20 protein-coding genes are annotated in these 19907 nt (G+C 65.7%); 11 read left to right on the plus strand and 9 right to left on the minus strand.

Going from position 1 to position 19907, the window contains the following annotated elements; genetic code table 11:
• The 4 genes from NOF53_RS02695 to NOF53_RS02710 form a co-directional block, all read left to right on the plus strand.
• Positions 1 to 792, plus strand: a 792-nt coding sequence (locus NOF53_RS02695) for an Hsp70 family protein (RefSeq protein ID WP_255965438.1), incomplete at its 5' end; no start/stop codon positions are given.
• On the plus strand, positions 789 to 1439 hold the full coding sequence (gene grpE / locus NOF53_RS02700) for a nucleotide exchange factor GrpE (RefSeq protein WP_255965439.1): 651 nt from the start codon (positions 789 to 791) through the stop codon (positions 1437 to 1439). The genes NOF53_RS02695 and grpE, both read left to right, overlap by 4 nt.
• Positions 1440 to 1461: 22 nt before the next feature.
• Entirely contained in the window at positions 1462 to 2631 is a 1170-nt protein-coding gene (gene dnaJ, locus NOF53_RS02705; RefSeq protein ID WP_255965440.1) for a molecular chaperone DnaJ, read from the plus strand.
• Positions 2631 to 3038, plus strand: coding sequence for a heat shock protein transcriptional repressor HspR (locus NOF53_RS02710; protein ID WP_255965441.1), 408 nt, complete (start codon positions 2631 to 2633; stop codon positions 3036 to 3038). The genes dnaJ and NOF53_RS02710 overlap by 1 nt, the downstream gene beginning before the upstream one ends.
• Positions 3039 to 3051: 13 nt before the next feature.
• Here NOF53_RS02710 and NOF53_RS02715 read toward each other — a convergent pair whose 3' ends face one another.
• Together NOF53_RS02715 and NOF53_RS02720 are read right to left on the minus strand one after the other, a co-directional pair.
• Positions 3052 to 3192: a hypothetical protein gene (locus NOF53_RS02715; RefSeq protein WP_255965442.1), complete on the minus strand. Its 141-nt coding sequence runs from the start codon at positions 3190 to 3192 to the stop codon at positions 3052 to 3054.
• Positions 3193 to 3257: 65 nt separating this feature from the next.
• Entirely contained in the window at positions 3258 to 3734 is a 477-nt protein-coding gene (locus NOF53_RS02720; RefSeq protein WP_255965443.1) for a hypothetical protein, read from the minus strand.
• A gap of 277 nt (positions 3735 to 4011) precedes the next feature.
• Here NOF53_RS02720 and NOF53_RS02725 point away from each other — a divergent pair, with 277 nt between their 5' ends.
• The 3 genes from NOF53_RS02725 to NOF53_RS02735 all read left to right on the plus strand — a co-directional run bounded on the left by NOF53_RS02725 (position 4012) and on the right by NOF53_RS02735 (position 6387).
• Complete coding sequence (locus NOF53_RS02725) at positions 4012 to 4647, plus strand: response regulator (protein WP_255965444.1); 636 nt, start codon at positions 4012 to 4014, stop codon at positions 4645 to 4647.
• 1 nt (position 4648) lies between these two features.
• Entirely contained in the window at positions 4649 to 5836 is a 1188-nt protein-coding gene (locus NOF53_RS02730) for a sensor histidine kinase (protein WP_255965445.1), read from the plus strand.
• Between the two features lie 74 nt (positions 5837 to 5910).
• Positions 5911 to 6387, plus strand: coding sequence for a DUF4383 domain-containing protein (locus NOF53_RS02735; protein WP_255965446.1), 477 nt, complete (start codon positions 5911 to 5913; stop codon positions 6385 to 6387).
• Between the two features lie 35 nt (positions 6388 to 6422).
• Here NOF53_RS02735 and NOF53_RS02740 read toward each other — a convergent pair whose 3' ends face one another.
• From NOF53_RS02740 to NOF53_RS02760, 5 genes are all read right to left on the minus strand, one after another.
• Complete coding sequence (locus NOF53_RS02740; RefSeq protein ID WP_255965447.1) at positions 6423 to 6986, minus strand: type 1 glutamine amidotransferase domain-containing protein; 564 nt, start codon at positions 6984 to 6986, stop codon at positions 6423 to 6425.
• Between the two features lie 26 nt (positions 6987 to 7012).
• Complete coding sequence (locus tag NOF53_RS02745; protein ID WP_255965448.1) at positions 7013 to 8503, minus strand: FAD-dependent oxidoreductase; 1491 nt, start codon at positions 8501 to 8503, stop codon at positions 7013 to 7015.
• Positions 8504 to 8603: 100 nt separating this feature from the next.
• A complete protein-coding gene (locus NOF53_RS02750) occupies positions 8604 to 9785 on the minus strand; it encodes a zinc-dependent alcohol dehydrogenase (RefSeq protein WP_255965449.1) in 1182 nt (393 codons plus the stop codon).
• Positions 9782 to 10189: a ChaB family protein gene (locus NOF53_RS02755; RefSeq protein WP_255965450.1), complete on the minus strand. Its 408-nt coding sequence runs from the start codon at positions 10187 to 10189 to the stop codon at positions 9782 to 9784. The genes NOF53_RS02750 and NOF53_RS02755 overlap by 4 nt, the downstream gene beginning before the upstream one ends.
• Before the next feature lie 86 nt (positions 10190 to 10275).
• A complete protein-coding gene (locus NOF53_RS02760) occupies positions 10276 to 10749 on the minus strand; it encodes a CinA family protein (RefSeq protein WP_255965451.1) in 474 nt (157 codons plus the stop codon).
• Positions 10750 to 10944: 195 nt separating this feature from the next.
• Between NOF53_RS02760 and NOF53_RS02765 the strand changes: the two genes are divergently transcribed.
• Positions 10945 to 12522, plus strand: a complete 1578-nt coding sequence (locus NOF53_RS02765; RefSeq protein WP_255965452.1) for an AMP-binding protein — start codon at positions 10945 to 10947, stop codon at positions 12520 to 12522.
• A 113-nt stretch (positions 12523 to 12635) separates the two neighbouring features.
• Complete coding sequence (locus NOF53_RS02770) at positions 12636 to 13799, plus strand: FAD-binding oxidoreductase (RefSeq protein WP_255965453.1); 1164 nt, start codon at positions 12636 to 12638, stop codon at positions 13797 to 13799.
• Between the two features lie 10 nt (positions 13800 to 13809).
• On the opposite strand, the gene NOF53_RS02775 is transcribed toward NOF53_RS02770, so the two are convergent.
• On the minus strand, positions 13810 to 14562 hold the full coding sequence (locus NOF53_RS02775; RefSeq protein WP_255965454.1) for an FAD-binding oxidoreductase: 753 nt from the start codon (positions 14560 to 14562) through the stop codon (positions 13810 to 13812).
• A 76-nt stretch (positions 14563 to 14638) separates the two neighbouring features.
• Positions 14639 to 15790, minus strand: a complete 1152-nt coding sequence (locus NOF53_RS02780) for a globin domain-containing protein (RefSeq protein WP_255965792.1) — start codon at positions 15788 to 15790, stop codon at positions 14639 to 14641.
• Positions 15791 to 16005: 215 nt separating this feature from the next.
• Here NOF53_RS02780 and NOF53_RS02785 point away from each other — a divergent pair, with 215 nt between their 5' ends.
• Both NOF53_RS02785 and clpB read left to right on the plus strand, forming a co-directional pair.
• Positions 16006 to 17085 (plus strand): alpha/beta hydrolase, encoded by a 1080-nt coding sequence (locus NOF53_RS02785; protein ID WP_255965455.1) that lies wholly within the window; start codon positions 16006 to 16008, stop codon positions 17083 to 17085.
• 166 nt (positions 17086 to 17251) lie between these two features.
• Entirely contained in the window at positions 17252 to 19804 is a 2553-nt protein-coding gene (gene clpB / locus NOF53_RS02790) for an ATP-dependent chaperone ClpB (protein ID WP_255965456.1), read from the plus strand.
• Positions 19805 to 19907 lie beyond the last annotated feature (103 nt).

The raw sequence follows: 19907 nt of genomic DNA on the forward strand, positions 1-19907 counted from the left end.
CAGGCCGGTGTCCTCAAGGGTGAGGTCAAGGACGTTCTGCTCCTCGACGTCACGCCGTTGTCCCTCGGTATCGAGACCAAGGGTGGGGTGATGACCAAGCTCATCGAGCGCAACACCACCATCCCGACCAAGCGCAGCGAGACCTTCACCACGGCCGATGACAATCAGCCGTCGGTGCAGATCCAGGTGTTCCAGGGGGAGCGCGAGATCGCCTCGCACAACAAGCTCCTCGGTTCCTTCGAACTCACCGAACTGCCGCCCGCCCCGCGTGGCGTCCCGCAGATCGAGGTCACCTTCGACATCGATGCCAACGGCATCGTGCACGTGACCGCGAAGGACAAGGGCACCGGCAAGGAGAACACGATCAAGATCCAGGACGGCTCCGGTCTGTCCAAGGAAGAGATCGACCGCATGGTCAAGGACGCCGAGGCGCACGCCGAGGAAGACAAGGCCCGTCGCGAGGAGGCCGAGGTTCGCAACCAGGCCGAATCGCTGGTGCACCAGACCGAGAAGTTCATCAAGGACAACGAGGACAAGGTGGCCGGGGACGTCAAGGAGAAGGTCGAGGCTGCCATCAAGGAAGCCAACGACGCTCTGGCCGGAACCGACATCGCAGCGGTCAAGTCCGCGGTGGAGAAGCTGGCCACCGAGTCGCAGGCTCTGGGGCAGGCGATCTACGAGGCGAGCGCTGCCGAGGAGGCGGCGAACACCGACGGTGCCGGGGCCAACGGCTCCGATGACGTGGTCGACGCCGAGGTCGTGGACGAGCCGTCCGACGCGGAGAAGAAGTGACGTCCGACAACACCGAGCAGGAGCCGGTCACTTTCGTGGACAAGCGGAAGATCGACCCCGAGACCGGTCAGGTGCGGGAAGCGGAACCGGTGACGGAGTCCCTCGCGGGCGCCGCCGCCGCTCCGCAGCCCGGCTCGGTGGATGAAGGGGAAGTGCAGGAGCAAGCTGCACCCGAGAAGGACGAGCTGGCGGAACGCACTGCCGACCTACAGCGACTGCAGGCCGAGTACGCGAATTACCGTCGCCGCGTCCAGCGTGACAAGCAGGCCGACATCGAGACAGCCAAGGCGTCGGTGGTCGGTGAACTGATCGGTGTGCTCGACGACCTCGATCGGGCACGCAGCCACGGTGACCTCGACTCGGGGCCGCTGAAGGGTGTGGCTGACAAGCTCACCGGCACACTCACCTCGCTCGGCCTGAGCGAGTTCGGTGCCGAGGGCGATCCGTTCGATCCGGCGCTGCACGAGGCAGTGCAGCACGAGGGAGACGGTCACGACCCCGTGCTGGGCACTGTGATGCGAAAGGGCTACAAATTCGGTGACCGCGTCCTGCGGCATGCGATGGTAGCTGTGATCGATCGCATCGAAGACGGCGGCGCGAACACCTCCGACGAGGCTGCGAAGCCCGCCGAGTCGGAACAAGAGTAAGAGCGAGAGGAGGAGACGCCCAGTGAGCCAACGGGAGTGGATCGAGAAGGACTTCTACAAGGAGCTGGGCGTCTCGTCCGACGCGTCCGCGGACGAGATCAAGAAGGCGTATCGCAAGCTCGCCCGTGACCTGCATCCTGATGCGAACCCCGGCGACACCAAGGCGGAGGAGCGGTTCAAGTCCGTCAGTGAGGCGCACGCCGTGCTGTCGGATCCCGCGAAACGCAAGGAATACGACGAAGCCCGGCGCCTGTTCGCCAGCGGCGGTTTCGGTCGGGGTGGATTCAGCCCCGGCGCCGGCGGCGGCTTCAGCCAGGGCGGATTCGACATCAACGACCTGTTCGGCGGCGGCGCAGCGGCCGACGGCGGACTAGGCGACCTCTTCGGAGGCCTGTTCAACCGCGGTGGCGGCGGCGCCACCCGCACATCCAGTCGTCCGCGTCGCGGAAGCGACGTGGAAACCGAGACTACGCTCGATTTCCGGGAAGCCAGTCTCGGTGTCACGGTTCCGCTGCGCCTCACCAGCCCGTCGCCGTGCACCACGTGCCACGGCAGCGGCGCCAAGCCGGGAACCAGCCCGCGGGTATGCCCCCACTGCAACGGAACCGGGATCGTCAGCCGCAATCAGGGCGCGTTCGGTTTCAGCGAACCGTGCGACGACTGCCGCGGTACCGGCTCCATCATCGATTCTCCGTGCGAGGTGTGCCACGGCAACGGCGTCACCAACCGTACCCGCACTATCACGGTCCGTGTACCGGCCGGCGTCAGCGACGGTCAGAAGATTCGTCTCGCCGGGCAAGGGGAGGCGGGCCTGCGCGGTGCACCGTCGGGTGACCTGTTCGTCACCGTGCGTGTGCGTCCCGACAAGGTGTTCGGCCGCAACGGTGACGACCTCACAGTCGTCGTGCCGGTCAGCTACGGTGAACTCGTGCTCGGTACGACCGTCTCCGTCCCCACCCTGGAGGGGCGTGTGGGAGTGAAGATTCCGGCGGGAACAGCTGACGGACGTATCCTCCGCGTCCGCGGCAGGGGCGTCCCCAAGCGTGCAGGCGGTGCGGGAGACTTGCTGGTCACCGTCAAGATTGCGGTACCGCAGAAGCTGGACGACCCCGCTGTCGACGCATTGAAAACCTATCTGGAAGCCGAAAAGGCCAGTGGATTCGATCCCAGGGCCGGGTGGGCAGGTGCGTGATGACCGATACAACCCAGGATCCACGCGAATCGTCTGTTGACCCCGACGCCCAGATCTTCGTGATCTCGGTGGCGGCGGAGCTTGCGGGCATGCACGCCCAGACGTTGCGCAATTACGACCGTCTGGGCCTCGTCACCCCGCACCGCACCCAGGGCGGCGGCCGACGCTACTCCCCGCGCGATGTCGCGCTGCTCCGTGAGGTGCAACGACTCTCCCAGGACGAGGGCGTCAACCTTGCTGGGATCAAGCGCATCATCGAGCTCACCAACCAGGTGGAAGCGCTGCAGCACCGGGTGCGTGAACTCGCCGAGGAACTCGCGCGGGTGCACGCCGGTTTCCGGCGCGACCTCGTTCCCATCCCGCGCAGCAACGCCCTCGTGGTGTGGAAGCCGCGGCACAAGCGCTGACGCCGGCCCCGGCTCATCGGTCGCGGTTGCCCCAGCGGGGCCCGCGGCGAGTGCGTGAGCGCGGAATGTCCATCTCCTCGAGACGTGCCTTGATCTCCGCGGTGGTCCACATCGTCCGGGAGACGGTGGGGGTGGGGGTTTCGGTGACGTGCATGATCATGGTCTCTGGCTTTCGTCGAATGTTCGGTGGTCGGTCGGGATCGGCGGTCGGCAGGGTCGTCAGGGGTGTCCGTACAGGTGGTAGCCGGCGTTCATGTTCGGGTAGCCCGAGTCGATCCAGCTGCTGATGCCGTAGGCGTGGCCGAAGTTGGCGTCCACGCGAGTTCCGTCCACGTCGGTCGTGTTGCTGTAGTTGTCGGCGCGGAACACGGCCTGAGCGCCACCGGGGAGCGAGTAGGTGGCGTCCACCTCGACGCCGTTCGGGTCGTTCGAGAATGCCTTCACGATCTGGCTGCTGTGCGGGGCGAGGTAGTCCGACGGTGCCTGAATCCACTGGCCGTAGGGATTCGACGATCCCGCGAGGACCATCGGCAGGTCGGTGTCGTTGCTGATCGTCATCGCGATCGTGGGTCCCGACGTCGGCATCGTTCCGGCAGTGGCAACCCCGGCGGCTGCGATGGCGAATCCGGTGACCGCCACTGCGGTGGCGGGTAATGCGATGAAGAGTGCGACGCGGCGGCGGGCGGTGGTGCGCATGTTGGCTTCTCCTGGGTTCTGGAACTTCGGGGTTCTGACTCTTGGGCGGAATGTATGGGGCCGTGGGCTTTCGGTTTCCGGCGTCCCGTTTTCCGGTGTGCATCAACTATGTCGCGAATGTGCGCCGTCGTCTGTCCACCGACAGGACCGCAGGCGGGATGAATCCGGTGTCCACCGATCGGGGGACACTGGCGCCGCGAAGTGCTCCGCGCGGGCCGGCTCACGTGAGAAAGTGAGCAATGGACTTCGCCGGAGTCGCATCGCATCGGACCACGCCTTGAGCGCCGTGCGTGTCGTGGTGGGCGACGACCATCCGATCTTTCGGGACGGTGTCGTCCGTGCCCTCGTCGCGAGCGGCGACATCGAGGTGGTCGGCGAGGCGGACGACGGTGCGGCGGCGCTCGCCTTGATCCGCGAACTCGCCCCCGACGTCGCGCTGCTCGACTATCGGATGCCGGAGCTGGACGGTTCCCAGGTGGCGGCGGCCGTGCGACGAGCCGAACTCGCTACGCGGGTGTTGCTGCTGTCGGCGCACGACGAATCCGCGATCGTTTACCACGCGTTGCAGGAGGGGGCGGCGGGTTTCCTCCCGAAGGAGTCGACCCGGGCGGAGATCGTGCAAGCCGTCCTGGACTGCGCTCAGGGCCGTGACGTCCTCCCCGCGTCTCTCGCGGTCGGGCTGGCCGGCGAGGTGCGTCGTCGCAGTGAACCGGTCGGGCCGGTGCTGAGCGGCCGGGAGAAGGAAGTGCTGGCGCTCATTGCGCGCGGACAGAGCATTCCCACGATCGCCGGTGAGCTGTATCTGGCGCCGTCGACGGTGAAGACCCATGTTCAGCGTCTCTACGACAAGCTCGGGGTGAGCGACCGTGCCGCGGCCGTCGCCGAGGCGATGCGACGCGGGCTGTTGGAGTGACGTGTCGGCTCCCTCGCAGCGGCGCGTAGTCCGGCGCTATACCACCGAAGCGGTCCGGGTCACTGCCCTTCTCCGGTTGCCGCTCATCGGCCTCATGGCATTGCTCGGCCCGGTGATTCACGTATCACATTGGCAGCCGGACGTTTTCACGGCGCTGCTGATCGTCTACGCAGCTATCGCGCTGGCCTGGCTCGTCGTCGTGCTCGCGCGGGAGGTAGGCCCGTGGGCGGGGTGGGCGTCCACCGCGGTCGATGTCACGGCGGTGCTGGCATTGTGTATCGCCTCGGGCGGTGCGACGTCGGTATTGCTGCCGGTGTTCTTCCTGTTGCCGATCTCGGTGGCGTTCCAGTACCGGCCACGCCTGACGGCGATAGTCGGACTGTGTACGGCCGTCGGCTATCAGGCTGTCTGGATCGTGTACTCGAAGAGGGACGACGCCGTCGGGTTTCCGGACGAGGTGTACCTGTATTTCGGGTTCCTGCTGTGGCTCGCGGCCGCGACCACCGCTTTGTCCTACGTCCTCGTCCGGCGCTCGGCCACCGTCATCTCGCTGCTCGACGTCCGTAAGCAGTTGATCGCCGAATCGATGGATGCCGAACAACGTGAACGGAGGCAGTTGGCCGAGAACCTGCACGACGGGCCGCTGCAGAACGTCCTCGCCGCCCGGTTGGACGTCGAGGAGGCCTTGGAAAGAGTCTCGGACGACAGGCTCACCGCCGCCGAGTCCGCGCTACGAGAAACCGCCACCCAACTGCGGTCCACGGTGACGACGCTGCATCCGCAGGTGCTCGCCCAACTCGGACTCACCGCGGCGTTGCGCGAACTGGCCGACGGGCAGGCACGCCGCAGTGATCTCGAATTGCGGACGGCACTCGACGAGGTCGGACAACCGGCCGCTCAGGAACTGCTCTACCGGGTGGCCAGTGAACTTCTGGCGAACGTGGGCAAACACGCTCACGCTACGACTGTGGACCTGCGGCTCACCCGTGAGCGCGGACGGCTGGTCATGACCGTCGAGGACGACGGGGACGGCTTCGACCCCGCTGTTTTACCGGAGCGGGTGGCACAGGGGCACATCGGGCTGGCATCGCACATCGTGCGGGTCGAAAGCCTTGGTGGCACGTTCGACCTGACCTCGGTTCCCGGAGCCGGGACACGGGTTGTGGTCACCGTTCCCGACGAGGGCTGACCTCGCGATCGGTTGGTACTGCGGCACGCTGGGTAAACGGTGGGCATCCGATTTCGTCCGAGAAAAGGAGTGCCATGAGTACACGTGATACGTCGGTCACCCGGTCGCCGGTGCAGCTAGCTGCCCTCGCCGTGGGTGCGGTGTTCTTGCTCGTCGGGATTCTCGGGTTCATTCCGGGGATCACCACCGACTACGACGCCCTCAGCGGTGCCGGCCACCACTCCGAAGCGAAGCTGCTGGGAATCTTCCAGGTCTCGATCCTGCACAACATCGTTCACTTGCTGTTCGGCGTGGCCGGTATCGCCTTGTCCCGGGCAGCCAACACCGCGCGCCTGTTCCTCATCGGTGGTGGCGTGATCTATCTCGTGCTGTGGATCTACGGGCTCCTGATCGATCAGGAAAGTTCCGCCAACTTCGTGCCGGTCAACACGGCCGACAACTGGCTGCACTTCGTGCTCGGTGTGGGCATGATCGGACTGGGTGTGCTGACGGCACGGATGGGGGCCACGCCGGCAACCGACGCGACCCGTCCCCACTCCCCCATGGACTGACTGCAGGTGAACTGACGCAGTAGCCGTTGGTGCGGTCACCGGTTGTGGCGACCCTCGGCGAACTCCTCGACGATCTTCGAACAGAAGGCGGGGAGGTCGTCGGGGTTGCGGCTCGACACCAGTCCGTTGTCGACCACAACCTCTTCGTCGACGACGTTGCCGCCCGCATTACGAATATCCGTCCGCACGCTCGGATACGACGTGAGGGTCCGGCCGCGGACGACGTCGGCTTCCACCAGAGTCCAGGGGCCGTGGCAGATGACTCCCACGGGCTTGCCGGAGTTCACGAAGTCGCGGACGAAGCCGACGGCCGACTCGTCCTGCCGCAGGTGGTCGGGGTTGGTGGTGCCGCCGGGGAGGATCAGCGCGTCGAAGTCGTCCACGGACACATCACCGACGACGGCGTCGACCTCGTAAGTGCCGGCCTCGTTGACGTCCGACTTCATTGCCTGGATTCGGCCGGGGGACAGCGAGATCAGGCGCACCTGCGCGCCGGCGTCCTCGACTGCCTTGCGAGGCTCGACGAGTTCGACTTCTTCGACGCCGTCGGTCGCGAGAATGGCGACTTTGCGGCCGCGTAGTGCTTCTGCCGAGGTCATAATTGCTCCTTTCGTGCGGTTCTCTGTCACGGACGACGCAAGTTCCGGGTCGACGGCCCCTCGAGAACGGTGCCGTCGGAGGCGAATCGGGAACCGTGGAGTGGACAGTCCCACGTTTCTTCGGCGTCGTTCCACTTCAGGATCCCGCCGAGGTGGGGACACACGACGCAGACCCGCTCGGTGTGGCCGTCCTCGGTGTGCTCACCGACCGGGACCAGTCCTTCCCGGACCACGCGGGTGGACGGTGCGGGCTTGTCAGCGGTGCGGCGACCGAGGAGTGCGCCGCCCCATCCGGTGGCCAGATGCACGGCGACGGAGCCGTTGAGTTTCGCGGCGGCTGTCACGTCGAACACCTGGTGGGGCGACCAACTCTGGAATGCGTCGGCCCAGCGGATGTGCCCGCCGAGGATGCGTGCGGACAGGACGAGGGCGGCGGAGACGGCGTTGGTCATGCCCCACTTGGCATATCCGGTCGCGACGAGAATGCTCTCCTGTCCGGGTACGAGGGGGCCGACATACGGGAGCATGTCGAGTGACGAGTAGTCCTGGGCCGACCAGCGGTGGGTGAGGGTGGTGCCGGGGAAGTGCCAAGACGTCCAACTGATCAGGTCGTCGACGGCTTCCTGGGCGGAGTCGGTGCGCCCGACTTCGTGGCCGTTACCACCGACGAGCAGCTTCGTCCCGTCGGCGGCAGGGCGTAGCGAGCGCGTGGGCTGATCGGCGCTCAGGTACATCGCGTCGGGTGCGCCGCCGGGGATGTCGAACGCCGCGGCATACGATCGCTCCGGCGAGAGCCGTGCGAAGAACCCGCCACGGTCGAGAATCGGTATGCCAGTTGCCAGAACGACGCGATCGGCTCGAATGTCGCCGTGGTCGGTGGTCAGGATGTGGGACTTCGTCACCGAGCGTGTGCCCGTCACTCGCCGATGTTCGAAGACGTCGCCGCCGTGCGAGAGGACGTCTCGCGCCAGTGCCTGCAGCACGGGCATCGGATCGATGTATGCCTGATCGTCCAGGGTGACCGCACCGACATTCGGCACCGGGATGTCGAGGTCGGTGACCAGGCGCGCGGGCAACCCGGCGACACGGCACGCTGCATACTGTGCCTGAACGGATTCGGAGCCCGAAGACGTCTGCGCGTAGGTGAAGTCCGATGTGATGCCGACGGGAATGTCGCGTTCGCGGCAGTAACGGATCAACCATTGCTGCCCCTCGAGATTGCCTTCGACGTAGGACCGGAGGGTGTGGGTGGCGTGCCGGCGCGCGATCTCGGCAAGCCGTTTGCCTTGCATCACACTGACCTTGCCCGTGGTGTTCCCGGTGGTGACGGCGCCGAGAGTGCGGGCTTCCACGACCGCTGTCCGCTGGCCGGAACGGGCGAGCAGCAACCCCGTGACAAGGCCGGTCAAACCCCCACCGACCACCACCGTGTCGTATTTGCCGCGCTCGTTCCAGGACTGCTCGGCGTCGACGGAAGGCGTGAACGGTTCGGCACGGTCGAGCCAGAGAGAAGTCATGGTGTGCGCTTTCCCTTCTGATCTGTCGATGAAACGACCCGTCTTCGGGTACCAGGTGGCCGAGCACTCGAAGGCACGCCACGCATCGAGCCTGGACGAACTACGGCCGCAGCAGGATCTTCACTGCGCCGTCCTGTTTCTTCTGGAAGATCTCGTACGCGTGGGGCGCCTGGTCCAGCGGAAGCTCGTGGGTGGCGAAGGTGTCGACGCCCAACGGGTCGTCGTCGGTAAGCAACGGAAGGATGTCCGGGACCCACCGCAGCACGTTCGCCTGCCCCATCCGGAGCTGAATCTGCTTGTCGAACAAGCGGAGCATCGGCATCGGATCCGCCATTCCGCCGTACACGCCGCTCAACGAGATGGTGCCGCCCCGGCGGACGATGTCGATGGCGGAATACAGGGCGTGTAATCGGTCCACGCCGGCCGTCGTCATCAGCGGTCCCGCAATGACGTCCGGCAGGAAGGACGTGACCTGATGGAGGAGCTTCGCACCCGGTGACCCGTGTGCTTCCATGCCCACCGCGTCGATGACGGAGTCGGGCCCGCGCCCACCGGTCATCTCGCGGATAACGTCACCCAGGTCGTTCTTGGCGCCGGACAGGTCCACCGTCTCGATCTGCCGCGCCTTCGCACGCGCGAGCCGCTCGGGGACGAGATCGACCCCGATGACCCGAAAACCCTTGTGCGCCGCGATGCGTGCCGCCATGTCCCCGATGGGGCCGAGGCCTAGAACCACCACGGAACCACCGTCGGGTACGCTCGCGTATTCCACTGCCTGCCAGGCGGTGGGTAACACATCGGACAGGTACACGAAACGCGAATCCGGGGGCCCCTCGGGAACTTTGACATGCGTGTTCGCTACGTGCGGTACCCGGAGGTACTGGGCCTGGCCGCCCGGGACGCTGCCGTACAGCTTGGAATATCCGAACAGGGCCGCGCCTGATCCGTGCTCGCGAATCTGTGTGACCTCACACTGGGTGTACAACTTCTGCTCGCACATGTAACAAGCACCGCAAGAGATTTGGAATGGGATGACGACGCGGTCGCCGACCTGGACATCGGTCACTGCGGACCCCACCTCGCGGACGATGCCCATCGGCTCGTGACCGAGAATGTCGCCCGGCTTCATGAATGCACCGAGGACCTCGTACAGGTGGAGGTCGGAACCGCAGATGTTCGTGGTCGTGACTTCGATGATGGCGTCGGTAGGCTGTTCGATCACCGGATCCGGGACCGTATCGACGCTGACCTTCCGCTTACCCTGCCAGGTCACAGCCTTCATCGGGCTCTCCGATTCGCCTTCTTGATTGCCTCGACCAGTTCGTCCTTCTTCATCGTCGATCGGCCGGGAACATCGAGTCTGCGCGCGATGTCCATCAGGTGGTCCTTGCCGGCGTTGGCGTCGACGCCTTCGGCGGTCTTCCCCGACGCGTCGGGGCCGCCGCTCTCGGCCCGTTTGTCCGAGGGCCCCTTCTCGTCCTTCGCCTCCCAGTGGTCACCCACCTTCTCGAAGCTGTGCTTCAGTGCCGCGTAGGCGACGCGATGGGCGCGCTCTTCGTCGTGGTACTCGTCCATCGCCGAGTCGTAGGCCTTGGTGAACGTGCGTTGGGCCTTGGCCGGCGCCTTCTGCAGCGTCGACGGAAGCTCGCTCTTCTTCGGCTTTCCGCTCTGGGTGGTCTTCGGCACGGGATCCTCCTCACGTGGTGGTGGTGCCCTTTCGACCATGGGTACCCGGGGAGGCTGAACTCAATCGGCGCGTGCGCCGAGGATCCTTACTGGGACAGTGCGTCCAGGGTCTTCGCGAGGAGAGACAGGGCGTGCCCGGTGGTTGCTTCGACCACCTCCTGCGGGTCGCCGTCGAATTTCTGTAACTCCGCGCTCACCTCGCCGCGCGCGATGATGCCGAACCACACTGTGCCCGGCGGCTGCCCGTCCTGCGGGTCCGGTCCACCGGCGCCCGTCACGGCGACGGCGACATCGGCGCCGAGTATCTCCGCGACCGCCGCCACCATGGCGCGGGCGCTGGCCTCGCTCACGACCGGACCCTCCGGCACCTTCAGCACCTGATGCTTCACTTCGCTGGAGTAGGCGACGATGCTGCCCCGGTACCAGTCCGACGACGACGGCGCGGCTCCGAGGACGCAGGAAATCTGGCCGCCGGTCAGCGATTCGGCGGTCGCGACGGATACCTGTGCGCTTCCGGCCTGCTCGGCGATACGTTCTGCGATTGTCTCGTTCGAACCCATGTCATCACGTTAACGGAATCGGCGGCGCAGGCTCTCGGGAAGACGGGGGAGTGTTGGCTCGAGCACGCTCCACGAATAGGTGGAACAGGTTTCAGTTTTAGCGATTTCCGGTTATGGTATCGAGGACCGGAGGGCAACGAAAACCAGGTCGCCGAACCATGCGCCTCGGCGTCGCGGGAACGAAAGGGACGACAGATGACCGACGAGCTCGCAGAACTGCATCGCCCTGCCTTCGCGGCAGATCTCCTCATCACAGCGCTGGAACGCAACACCGACAAGCCGGCGTTGTACATCGGCGACGTCGTGCTCACCGGCGGCGAGATGCGCGATCAGATCAGTTGCTTTGCGCAGGCACTTGCTTCGCTCGGAATCGGCAAGGGCGCCAGCACTGCGATGCTGTCCAAGAACCGGCCCGAGGTTCTCATCAGCATGGGTGCCACCATGATCTCCGGATGCCGGGCAAGTGCCCTCAATCCGATGGGTTCGCTCGACGACCATCTGTACATCGTGGGCGACGCCGAGATCGAAACTTTGATCTTCGACCCGAACGCCTTCGAGGATCGCGCGGCGCAGTTGAAGGAGCAGTGCTCGTCGATCAAGAACGTGTTGTCGTTGGGACCGTCCGAGGTCGGCATCGACATCCTCGCGCTTGCTGCCACCTTCACTCCGCAACGCCTGCGCGCGGCGAAGGTGGACGCCGACGACAACAGCAGCATGGTCTACACCGGCGGCACGACGGGCAAGCCCAAAGGAGTGGTCGGTTCCTATCAATCCGGCGCCACACTCAATCAGATTCAGATGGCGGAGTGGCAGTGGCCGGAAGAGCCGCGCTTCCTCATCTGCACTCCGCTGTCGCATGCCGGCGCCGCCTTCTTCATTCCCACCCTGCTGCGAGGTGGCGCGCTGATCGTGCTGCCCGCATTCGAGCCTGGTGCCGTGCTCGAGGCGATCGAGAAGCACCGGATCTCGGCCACCATGCTCGTGCCGACGATGATCTACCTCCTGATGGATCATCCCGATCTCGCCCGGCGCGATGTGTCGAGTCTGGAAACACTGTTCTACGGAGCCTCGGCGATGTCGCCGGCACGACTGAAGGAAGGGATCGAGAAGTTCGGGCCGATCTTCTTCCAGTTCTACGGTCAGACCGAATGCGGCATGACCATCGCGGTTCTGCGCAAAGAGGAGCATCTGGCGAACGACCCGAGCAGGCTTGCCACCTGTGGGCGTCCGGTGCCGTGGCTGAAGGTGGCGCTGCTCGACGACGACCTGAACGAGGTCCCGCAAGGCGACCTCGGCGAAATCTGCGTTCGCGGTCCGCTCGTCATGAAGGGGTATTGGAAGAAGCCCGAAGAGACCGCCGAAGCGTTCCGCGGGGGATGGCTCCACACCGGCGACATCGCGCGCAAGGACAAAGACGGCTTCATGACGATCGTCGACCGCAAGAAGGACATGATCGTCACCGGTGGCTTCAACGTATTTCCCCGGGAGATCGAAGACGTGATTTCCGCGCATCCCGCCGTCGGCTCGGTCGCCGTCGTCGGTGTTCCGGACGAGAAGTGGGGTGAAGCAGTCAAGGCCTGCGTCGTTCTCCGCGCGGGGCACAGTGCGGACGCAGCAGAGCTCGTCGAGAGGGTGCGGGCGGCGAAGGGGTCGGTCCATGCGCCCAAGTCGGTCGACTTCGTCGAGACGCTTCCGGTGACTGCTCTCGGCAAACTTGACAAGAAGGCGCTTCGGGCGCGCTACTGGGAGGCATCGAACCGGTCGGTCGGTTAGCGGGACCTGGGCAGATACCGAGGGGACCTTGTCAGCGGCAGTGCCGCCGCACCTATAGTCTGCCCAAGTACTTCGCGGCGTGGCCGCGTTTCAGTCGGTGACGAGGATGCGCGGTGGATTCACAGGCAATATCCCTGGTCCGGTCTAGTTTCAAGGCAATTGCAGCAGTTCCGGACGGGCCGCAGGCGCTGTCGCGGTCGTTCTATGCCCTGCTGTTCGCACGGTATCCGGAGGCGCGTGACTTCTTCCCGGCAGCCATGGATGTGCAGCGCGACCGGCTGATCTCCGCTGTCCAGTACGTCATCGACCGCCTCGAGCAGTCGGGACCCATCCTCACCTACCTGGCGCAGCTCGGCCGCGATCACCGCAAGTACGGTGTGGAGGACGCGCACTACGTCGCAGTGGGCAATTCCCTGATCGCTGCAGTGGAACAGTTCCCGTCCACCGAGCCGTGGACCGAGGAACTCGAGCAGGCGTGGCGTGACGTTCTCTCCGTCATCGCCGCCACCATGATGGATGCCGCCAACGCCGAGTCCGGGCCTCCGGCCTGGGGCGCCACTGTCATCGAGCATCTTCCGGTTCGCAAGGACATCTCGGTGGTCCGGCTCCGACTGGACGAGCCGATGAACTACAACCCCGGTCAATACGTGAGCGTGCAGGTGCCCTCACGACCCAGGATGTGGCGTTATCTCTCACCGGCGAATCCGCCCAACGACGAGGGCATCATCGAATTTCACGTACGCCGGGTGTCGGGTGGCTGGGTGAGTCCGGCCATCGTCACCCAGACCATGGTGGGTGAGCGGTGGGTGGTCGGATCACCGCTCGGCGACCTCGGAGTGCGATTCGACAACGGCCGCGACGTCCTGATGATCGGTTCGGGTACCGGCATCGCCCCACTGCGCGCCCAGATCCTCGACATGGCCCGGCGCCGTCAGGAGCTCCGGGTACACCTGTTCTTCGCGGGCCGCTATCCCTGCGACCTGTACGACCTCGGCACCCTGTGGGCTCTCGCCGAACAGAACCCGTGGCTCACCGTCGTCCCCGTCACCGAGGAAGACGAGGATCCCTGGTGGTACACCGGTCCCAGCAGCGCGACCCTGCCCGGCATGCACCGCAGGCTGACCGGCAAGGTCGGTCAGGTCGTCGCCGACTTCGGCACGTGGTCCGAGCGCGACATCCAGTTGGTCGGATCCGAGGCGATGATCAACACCACCAAGTTCCGGCTGCAGGCGGCGGGAACTCCGCCGGAGAACATCCGGCACGATCCGGCCTACTGATCCGGCCCGATCAGTACGGGTCGTACTGAATGTTCTCGGCCGGCGTTCCCGTGTCCCGCAGGCGGTCGAGGGTGGCGCGTACCATCGCTGCCGACCCGCATACCAGCACCTGGTGTTCGGTGAAGGCCCCGTAGGACGTCACGACGTCGGGCAGGGTGCCCTCGATGAGGTCCTCGTCCGAAAAGCCGATGTCCACCCTGGTCCGCTCGTGCCACTCGTCGACCCAGTCGGGATTCTCGACGCTCTCCACCACCGGGACCACCGTGAGCCACGGAAGGTCCTGCAACAGCAGGTAGAGCAGGTCGGACGCATAGAGGTCCCGCGGCGTCCGGTCGCCGACGAACAGGAAAACACGCGGCGGATTCGGCTTCCGCGCGAGGTCCAGCAAGATCGCCCGGAACGGGGCCAGCCCGGTACCTCCGGCGATCATGATCACGTCCGGCCCGTCTTCGTCGACCGACATCGTGCCGCGAGGCTCCAGGATCTGCCATCGGTCACCGGGCTCGGTGCCCGACACGATGTCCTTGCTCACCCAGCCGCCGGGCACGGTCCGGACATGGAACTCGAGCTTGCCATCCAATGACGGGGGAAGCGCCGGCGACAGTCTGCGCAGCAACCGCGGGTTCTGGGGCACGCTGACATCGACGTACTGTCCCGGCCGGAATGGGACGTACTCGCCCACGAGCCGAATTACCGCAAGATCCTGCCGTAGGCGGTGATGTTCCACGACGGTGCTGGTCCAGGTGGTCTGCGTGGCTTGCATGTGTGTGTTGCTCTCCCGACGATGGAACCGGACTTCGGTGGGCGGGTGGCTGGCCGATCAGTGGGCGGACGGGTGGCTAGACGAGCGGATCGTGCTGGATCAGTTCCGGTGGTGTACCGCCGCCCTGCAACGCATACACGGTGGTCTTGATCATCGCTGGGGAACCGGAAATCTGGATCTGTCGGTCGGCCCACGACCCGAACCGGGCGACCACCTGACCGAGCCGCCCCTGGAGTCGTCGATGAAGGCCGGGCGGCTCGTCAGGGACGGGCACGGCATGCCACCACGGGTTCTCGTCCTCTTCGGAGACGGGCACCACGGTGAGCCACGGGTTGCTGAGCGACAGCTGCCAGAGCGTCTCGATGTCGTAGAGGTCGCACGGGTACTTGCCGCCCACGAACAGGTGAACGCGCGGATTCTGGGCCCGCATCGCCATTTCCATCACCTGGGCGCGCAGGGGGGCGATTCCGGTGCCCGAACCGATCATGAGAACGTCCCGGCCGCTGGTGCGATCGACCTCGAGCCCGCCGAGCGGCGAGCTCAGCAGCCATCGGTCGCCCACCTGGGTCTCGTTCACGATGGCCGGACTGACCCAGCCGCCCGACACCCGCCGCACGTGGAACTCGATCTGCCCGTACGGGTTGGTAGGGATGGCCGCGGACAGATAGCGCCACAGGCGAGGGCGTTGCGGGATCTGGACGCTGAGGTACTGGCCGGCCGCGTAGGGGATCGGGGAGTCGGCCTCGAGCCGGACCACCGCCAGATCGTCGAGGAGGCGTTCGTGGCCGACGACGGTCGCCCCCCACACAGCAGGGAGGTCGTCGTTGTCGGCGGCGGCGGCCATCGTGTGGAGCACCAGCTCGATCAGTTCCGACCAGGCGGTGGTGAGGGACGGGGTCCAGATGGCCCGGGTGAACGAGTCCTGGACGGCGACGAGCAAGGCCTTCGCCGAGGCCGAATAGTGCCGGCCCTCCACGCTGTACTTGCGGTGATCGCGCCCGAGCTGGGCGAGGAATCCGAGCATGCGGTCCTGGTCCTCGAGATTGTCGATGACGAATTCGAGTGCCTGGAACAGTCGATGCTTCTGCTGATCGAGCGCCGCCGGAAAAAGTGACCGGAACTCGGGGTGCTCGGCGAAGAGGGCCGAATAGAACGTGGTAGCGAGACGAGTGCGCCCCTGCTCGGTGGAAACGATCGACGAAAAGCTTGCGCGCAGACGCGAAATCACGAGCGGATCGAGGCAATCTCGTGTCAAGCCGTCCCCTGTGTCGTGAGTGCCGATACGAACACCTGCATTCTAGCTGTCGGTGCAGTGGACTCCGGGTTACGGCAATCGTCACTCCCGGCGGATTCGAGGAAGATTCGGTGGGTCACGTGCGGGTGGTCGCGACTCGCAGGGCACGATATGGTCCGGTATCGGTGGGGAGTGACTCAGGGGGGGCCATGCGGGCTGACGATGCAACATTTTTGCGCGGTGCAAGGCGACGGCGCGATGGCTGGCGGCGCACGTCGACGGTAGCCGCCGGACTACTGGTCGTGGCGCTGTCGGCCCTGACAGGACTGCCGACAGCAGCAGCGGAGCCGCGGGGAGTGACGGAGGCGATCACGGCCGACCGCGCCCCGGACGGATCGCGACTGGTCGAGGTCAGGTCGGCAGGAGATGCGCAGCTCGACTTCATCGTTCATTCGGCCGCGATGGACAAGGACATCACCGTCCGCGTGGTTCGTGCCGCGACGGCGAAGCGCCCCACCGTCTACCTACTGGGGGGCGTGGAGGGCAACTCCGAGAAGAACGGGTGGGAACCCAGGGCGGACGTCGGGCAGTTCTTCGCGGACAAGGACGTCAACGTAGTCATTCCGTTCGGTGGCCAATCCAGCTACTACGCCGACTGGAAGCGGGACGACCCGAAGCTGGGCAGGAACAAGTGGCAGACGTTTCTCACCGAGGAATTGCCGCCCATTGTCGATTCCGCCCTCGGTGCCAGCGGCATCAATGCGATCGCAGGGCTGTCGATGTCGGCCACGAGCGTGCTCAATCTCGCGATCGCGCGGCCGGGTCTGTACCGAAGCGTCGGCGCCTACAGCGGATGCGCTATGACGAGCGATCCGGTAGCCCGCAGATTCGTGGAAATCACCGTCGCGGATTTCGGGGGAAATCCCGAGAACATGTGGGGGCCGGCCAACGACCCGCTGTGGATCGCCAACGATCCGTTCGTCAACGCCGAACGGCTCCGCGGCACCACCCTCTATCTCTCCAACGGCACGGGCCTCCCCGGGAAACACGACACGTTGGAGTCGCGGACTGTCGGCGGCGACCGGGGCACGCTCGCCACGCAGGTGGTGGTCGGCGGGGTGATCGAGGCCGTCACCAACGACTGCACCGTTCGGTTGGCCGAGAAACTGAACACCCTCGGCATCCCCGTCGCGGTCGACCTCCGTCCGGCGGGCACTCACTCCTGGGAATACTGGAAAGAAGACCTCTACACCTCGTGGCCGATGATGGCGGCCGCGATCGGTGCCTGAGCGCTCTCGCCATGGCATGTCCGGGGAACGATGATGGAGTAGAGAAAAAAATCCAAAGTTGAGCGGAACAGACTCAACCTTTCGTGCGTTGTGAAGAGTGACAGCGTCGCCAGGTCCCTCCCGGTTCCGGCGACGGACCGCTCTACTTCGCCAGAAGAGGTGACCAGTGGACTCGTTCAATCCGACCACCAAGACCCAGGCCGCGATGACCGCTGCGCTCCAGTCGGCGTCGTCGGCCGGTAACCCCGATATCAGGCCCGCCCATCTACTCGTGGCCCTGCTCGATCAGACCGACGGCATTGCCGCACCGCTGCTCAAAGCGGTCGGTGTCGATCCCGCCGCGGTCCATCGCGAAGCGCAGACATTGGTCGACCGGCTGCCCAAGACGTCCGGTGCCACGACCACGCCGCAGCTCGGACGCGAAGCCCTTGCCGCCCTCACCGGAGCGCAGCATCTCGCCACCGAACTCGACGACGAGTACGTGTCCACAGAACATCTGATGGTGGGGCTGGCGTCCGGTGACTCTGACGTGTCGAATCTCCTAGGACGGCACGGCGCTACGCCGGACGCCCTGCGTGACGCATTCACCACCGTCCGGGGCAGCGCTCGCGTCACCAGCCCCGACCCCGAGGGGACGTATCAAGCGCTGGAGAAGTACTCCACCGACCTCACCGCCTTGGCCCGGAACGGCAAGCTCGACCCCGTGATCGGCCGCGACAACGAGATCCGCCGCGTCGTGCAGGTACTCAGCCGCCGGACCAAGAACAACCCGGTGCTGATCGGTGAGCCCGGTGTCGGTAAGACCGCCATCGTCGAAGGGCTGGCCCAGCGCATCATCGCGGGCGACGTCCCCGAATCGCTGCGCGGCAAATCCGTCATCTCCCTCGATCTCGGTTCGATGGTCGCGGGCGCCAAGTACCGCGGCGAGTTCGAGGAACGGCTCAAGGCCGTTCTCGACGACATCAAGAACTCGGCAGGCCAGGTCATCACGTTCATCGACGAGTTGCACACCATCGTCGGCGCCGGTGCCACCGGTGAATCCGCGATGGACGCCGGGAACATGATCAAGCCGATGCTGGCCCGCGGCGAACTGCGCCTCGTGGGCGCCACCACGCTCGACGAGTACCGCAAGCACATCGAGAAGGACGCTGCCCTCGAACGTCGGTTCCAGCAGGTCCTCGTCGGCGAACCGTCCGTCGAGGACACCGTCGGTATCCTGCGCGGACTCAAGGAGCGGTACGAAGTGCACCACGGTGTGCGCATCACCGACTCCGCGCTGGTCGCCGCCGCAACCCTCAGCGACCGCTACATCACGTCCCGCTTCCTCCCGGACAAGGCCATCGACCTCGTCGACGAGGCGGCGTCCCGGCTGCGGATGGAGATCGACTCGCGCCCCGAGGAGATCGACACCGTCGAACGCATCGTCCGTCGCCTCGAGATCGAGGAGATGGCGCTGCAGAAGGAATCCGACGAGGCGTCGAAGGAACGGCTCGAGAAGCTGCGTCAGGAATTGGCGGACGAGCAGGAGAAGCTCAACCAACTCACCACGCGGTGGAAGAACGAGAAGCAGGCCATCGACTCCGTCCGCGAGGTCAAGGAACAGCTCGAGACGCTGCGCGGCGAAGAGGAACGGGCCGAACGCGACGGCGACCTCGGCCGCGCGGCAGAACTGCGGTACGGCAAGATCCCGCAGCTGGAAAAGGAACTCGAGCAGGCGGCTCGCGAATCCGGTGCCGCCAGCGACGGCGACGTCATGCTCAAGGAAGAGGTCGGTCCCGACGACGTGGCCGACGTGGTCGCAGCGTGGACCGGCATCCCCGCCGGCCGCATGATGGAAGGCGAAACCGCCAAGCTGCTGCGCATGGAATCCGAATTGGGCAAGCGTGTGGTCGGGCAGGCGGAGGCCGTCCAAGCGGTGTCCGACGCCGTCCGACGGTCCCGGGCCGGAGTGGCCGACCCCAACCGGCCCACCGGTTCGTTCCTGTTCCTCGGCCCCACCGGTGTCGGTAAGACCGAGCTCGCGAAGTCGCTCGCCGACTTCCTGTTCGACGACGAGCGGGCCATGGTGCGGATCGACATGTCCGAGTACAGCGAGAAGCACTCGGTGGCCCGCCTCGTCGGCGCCCCGCCCGGATACGTGGGGTATGAGTCCGGCGGCCAGCTCACCGAGGCCGTGCGGCGACGTCCGTACTCCGTGGTGTTGTTCGATGAGGTGGAGAAGGCGCACCCCGACGTCTTCGACATCCTGCTCCAGGTGCTCGACGACGGCCGGCTCACCGACGGGCAGGGTCGCACTGTCGACTTCCGCAACACCATCCTGATCCTCACCTCCAACCTGGGGTCGGGCGGAACCAAGGATCAGGTGATGGACGCGGTACGGCACGCGTTCAAGCCGGAGTTCATCAACCGTCTCGACGACGTCGTGATCTTCGACGCCCTGTCCGAGGAACAACTCGAAGCGATCGTCGACATCCAGCTCGACCAGCTGTCCCACCGCCTCGAGGCGCGGCGGTTGTCCCTGGACGTGTCCGACTCGGCCAGGTTCTGGCTGGCGGTGCGCGGTTACGACCCCATGTACGGGGCCCGGCCGCTGCGGCGCCTCATCCAGCAGGCCATCGGCGACCAACTGGCGAAGAAACTCCTCGCCGGTGAAGTCAAGGACGGTGACACCGTTCCGGTGAAGGTCTCCGAGAACGGTGATTCTCTGGTCCTCGGCTAAGCCCTTCCGCGAGCGGCGAGGTACGCCCCGAGGCGTACCTCGCCACTCACCTGGCGCTTTCACAGGGCCGTCTTAAGTTGCAGCACTACCCTGAACCCCCGAA

The organism is Rhodococcus tibetensis, assembly GCF_024438035.1.
Taxonomy (GTDB): Bacteria; Actinomycetota; Actinomycetes; order Mycobacteriales; family Mycobacteriaceae; genus Rhodococcus_F; species Rhodococcus_F tibetensis.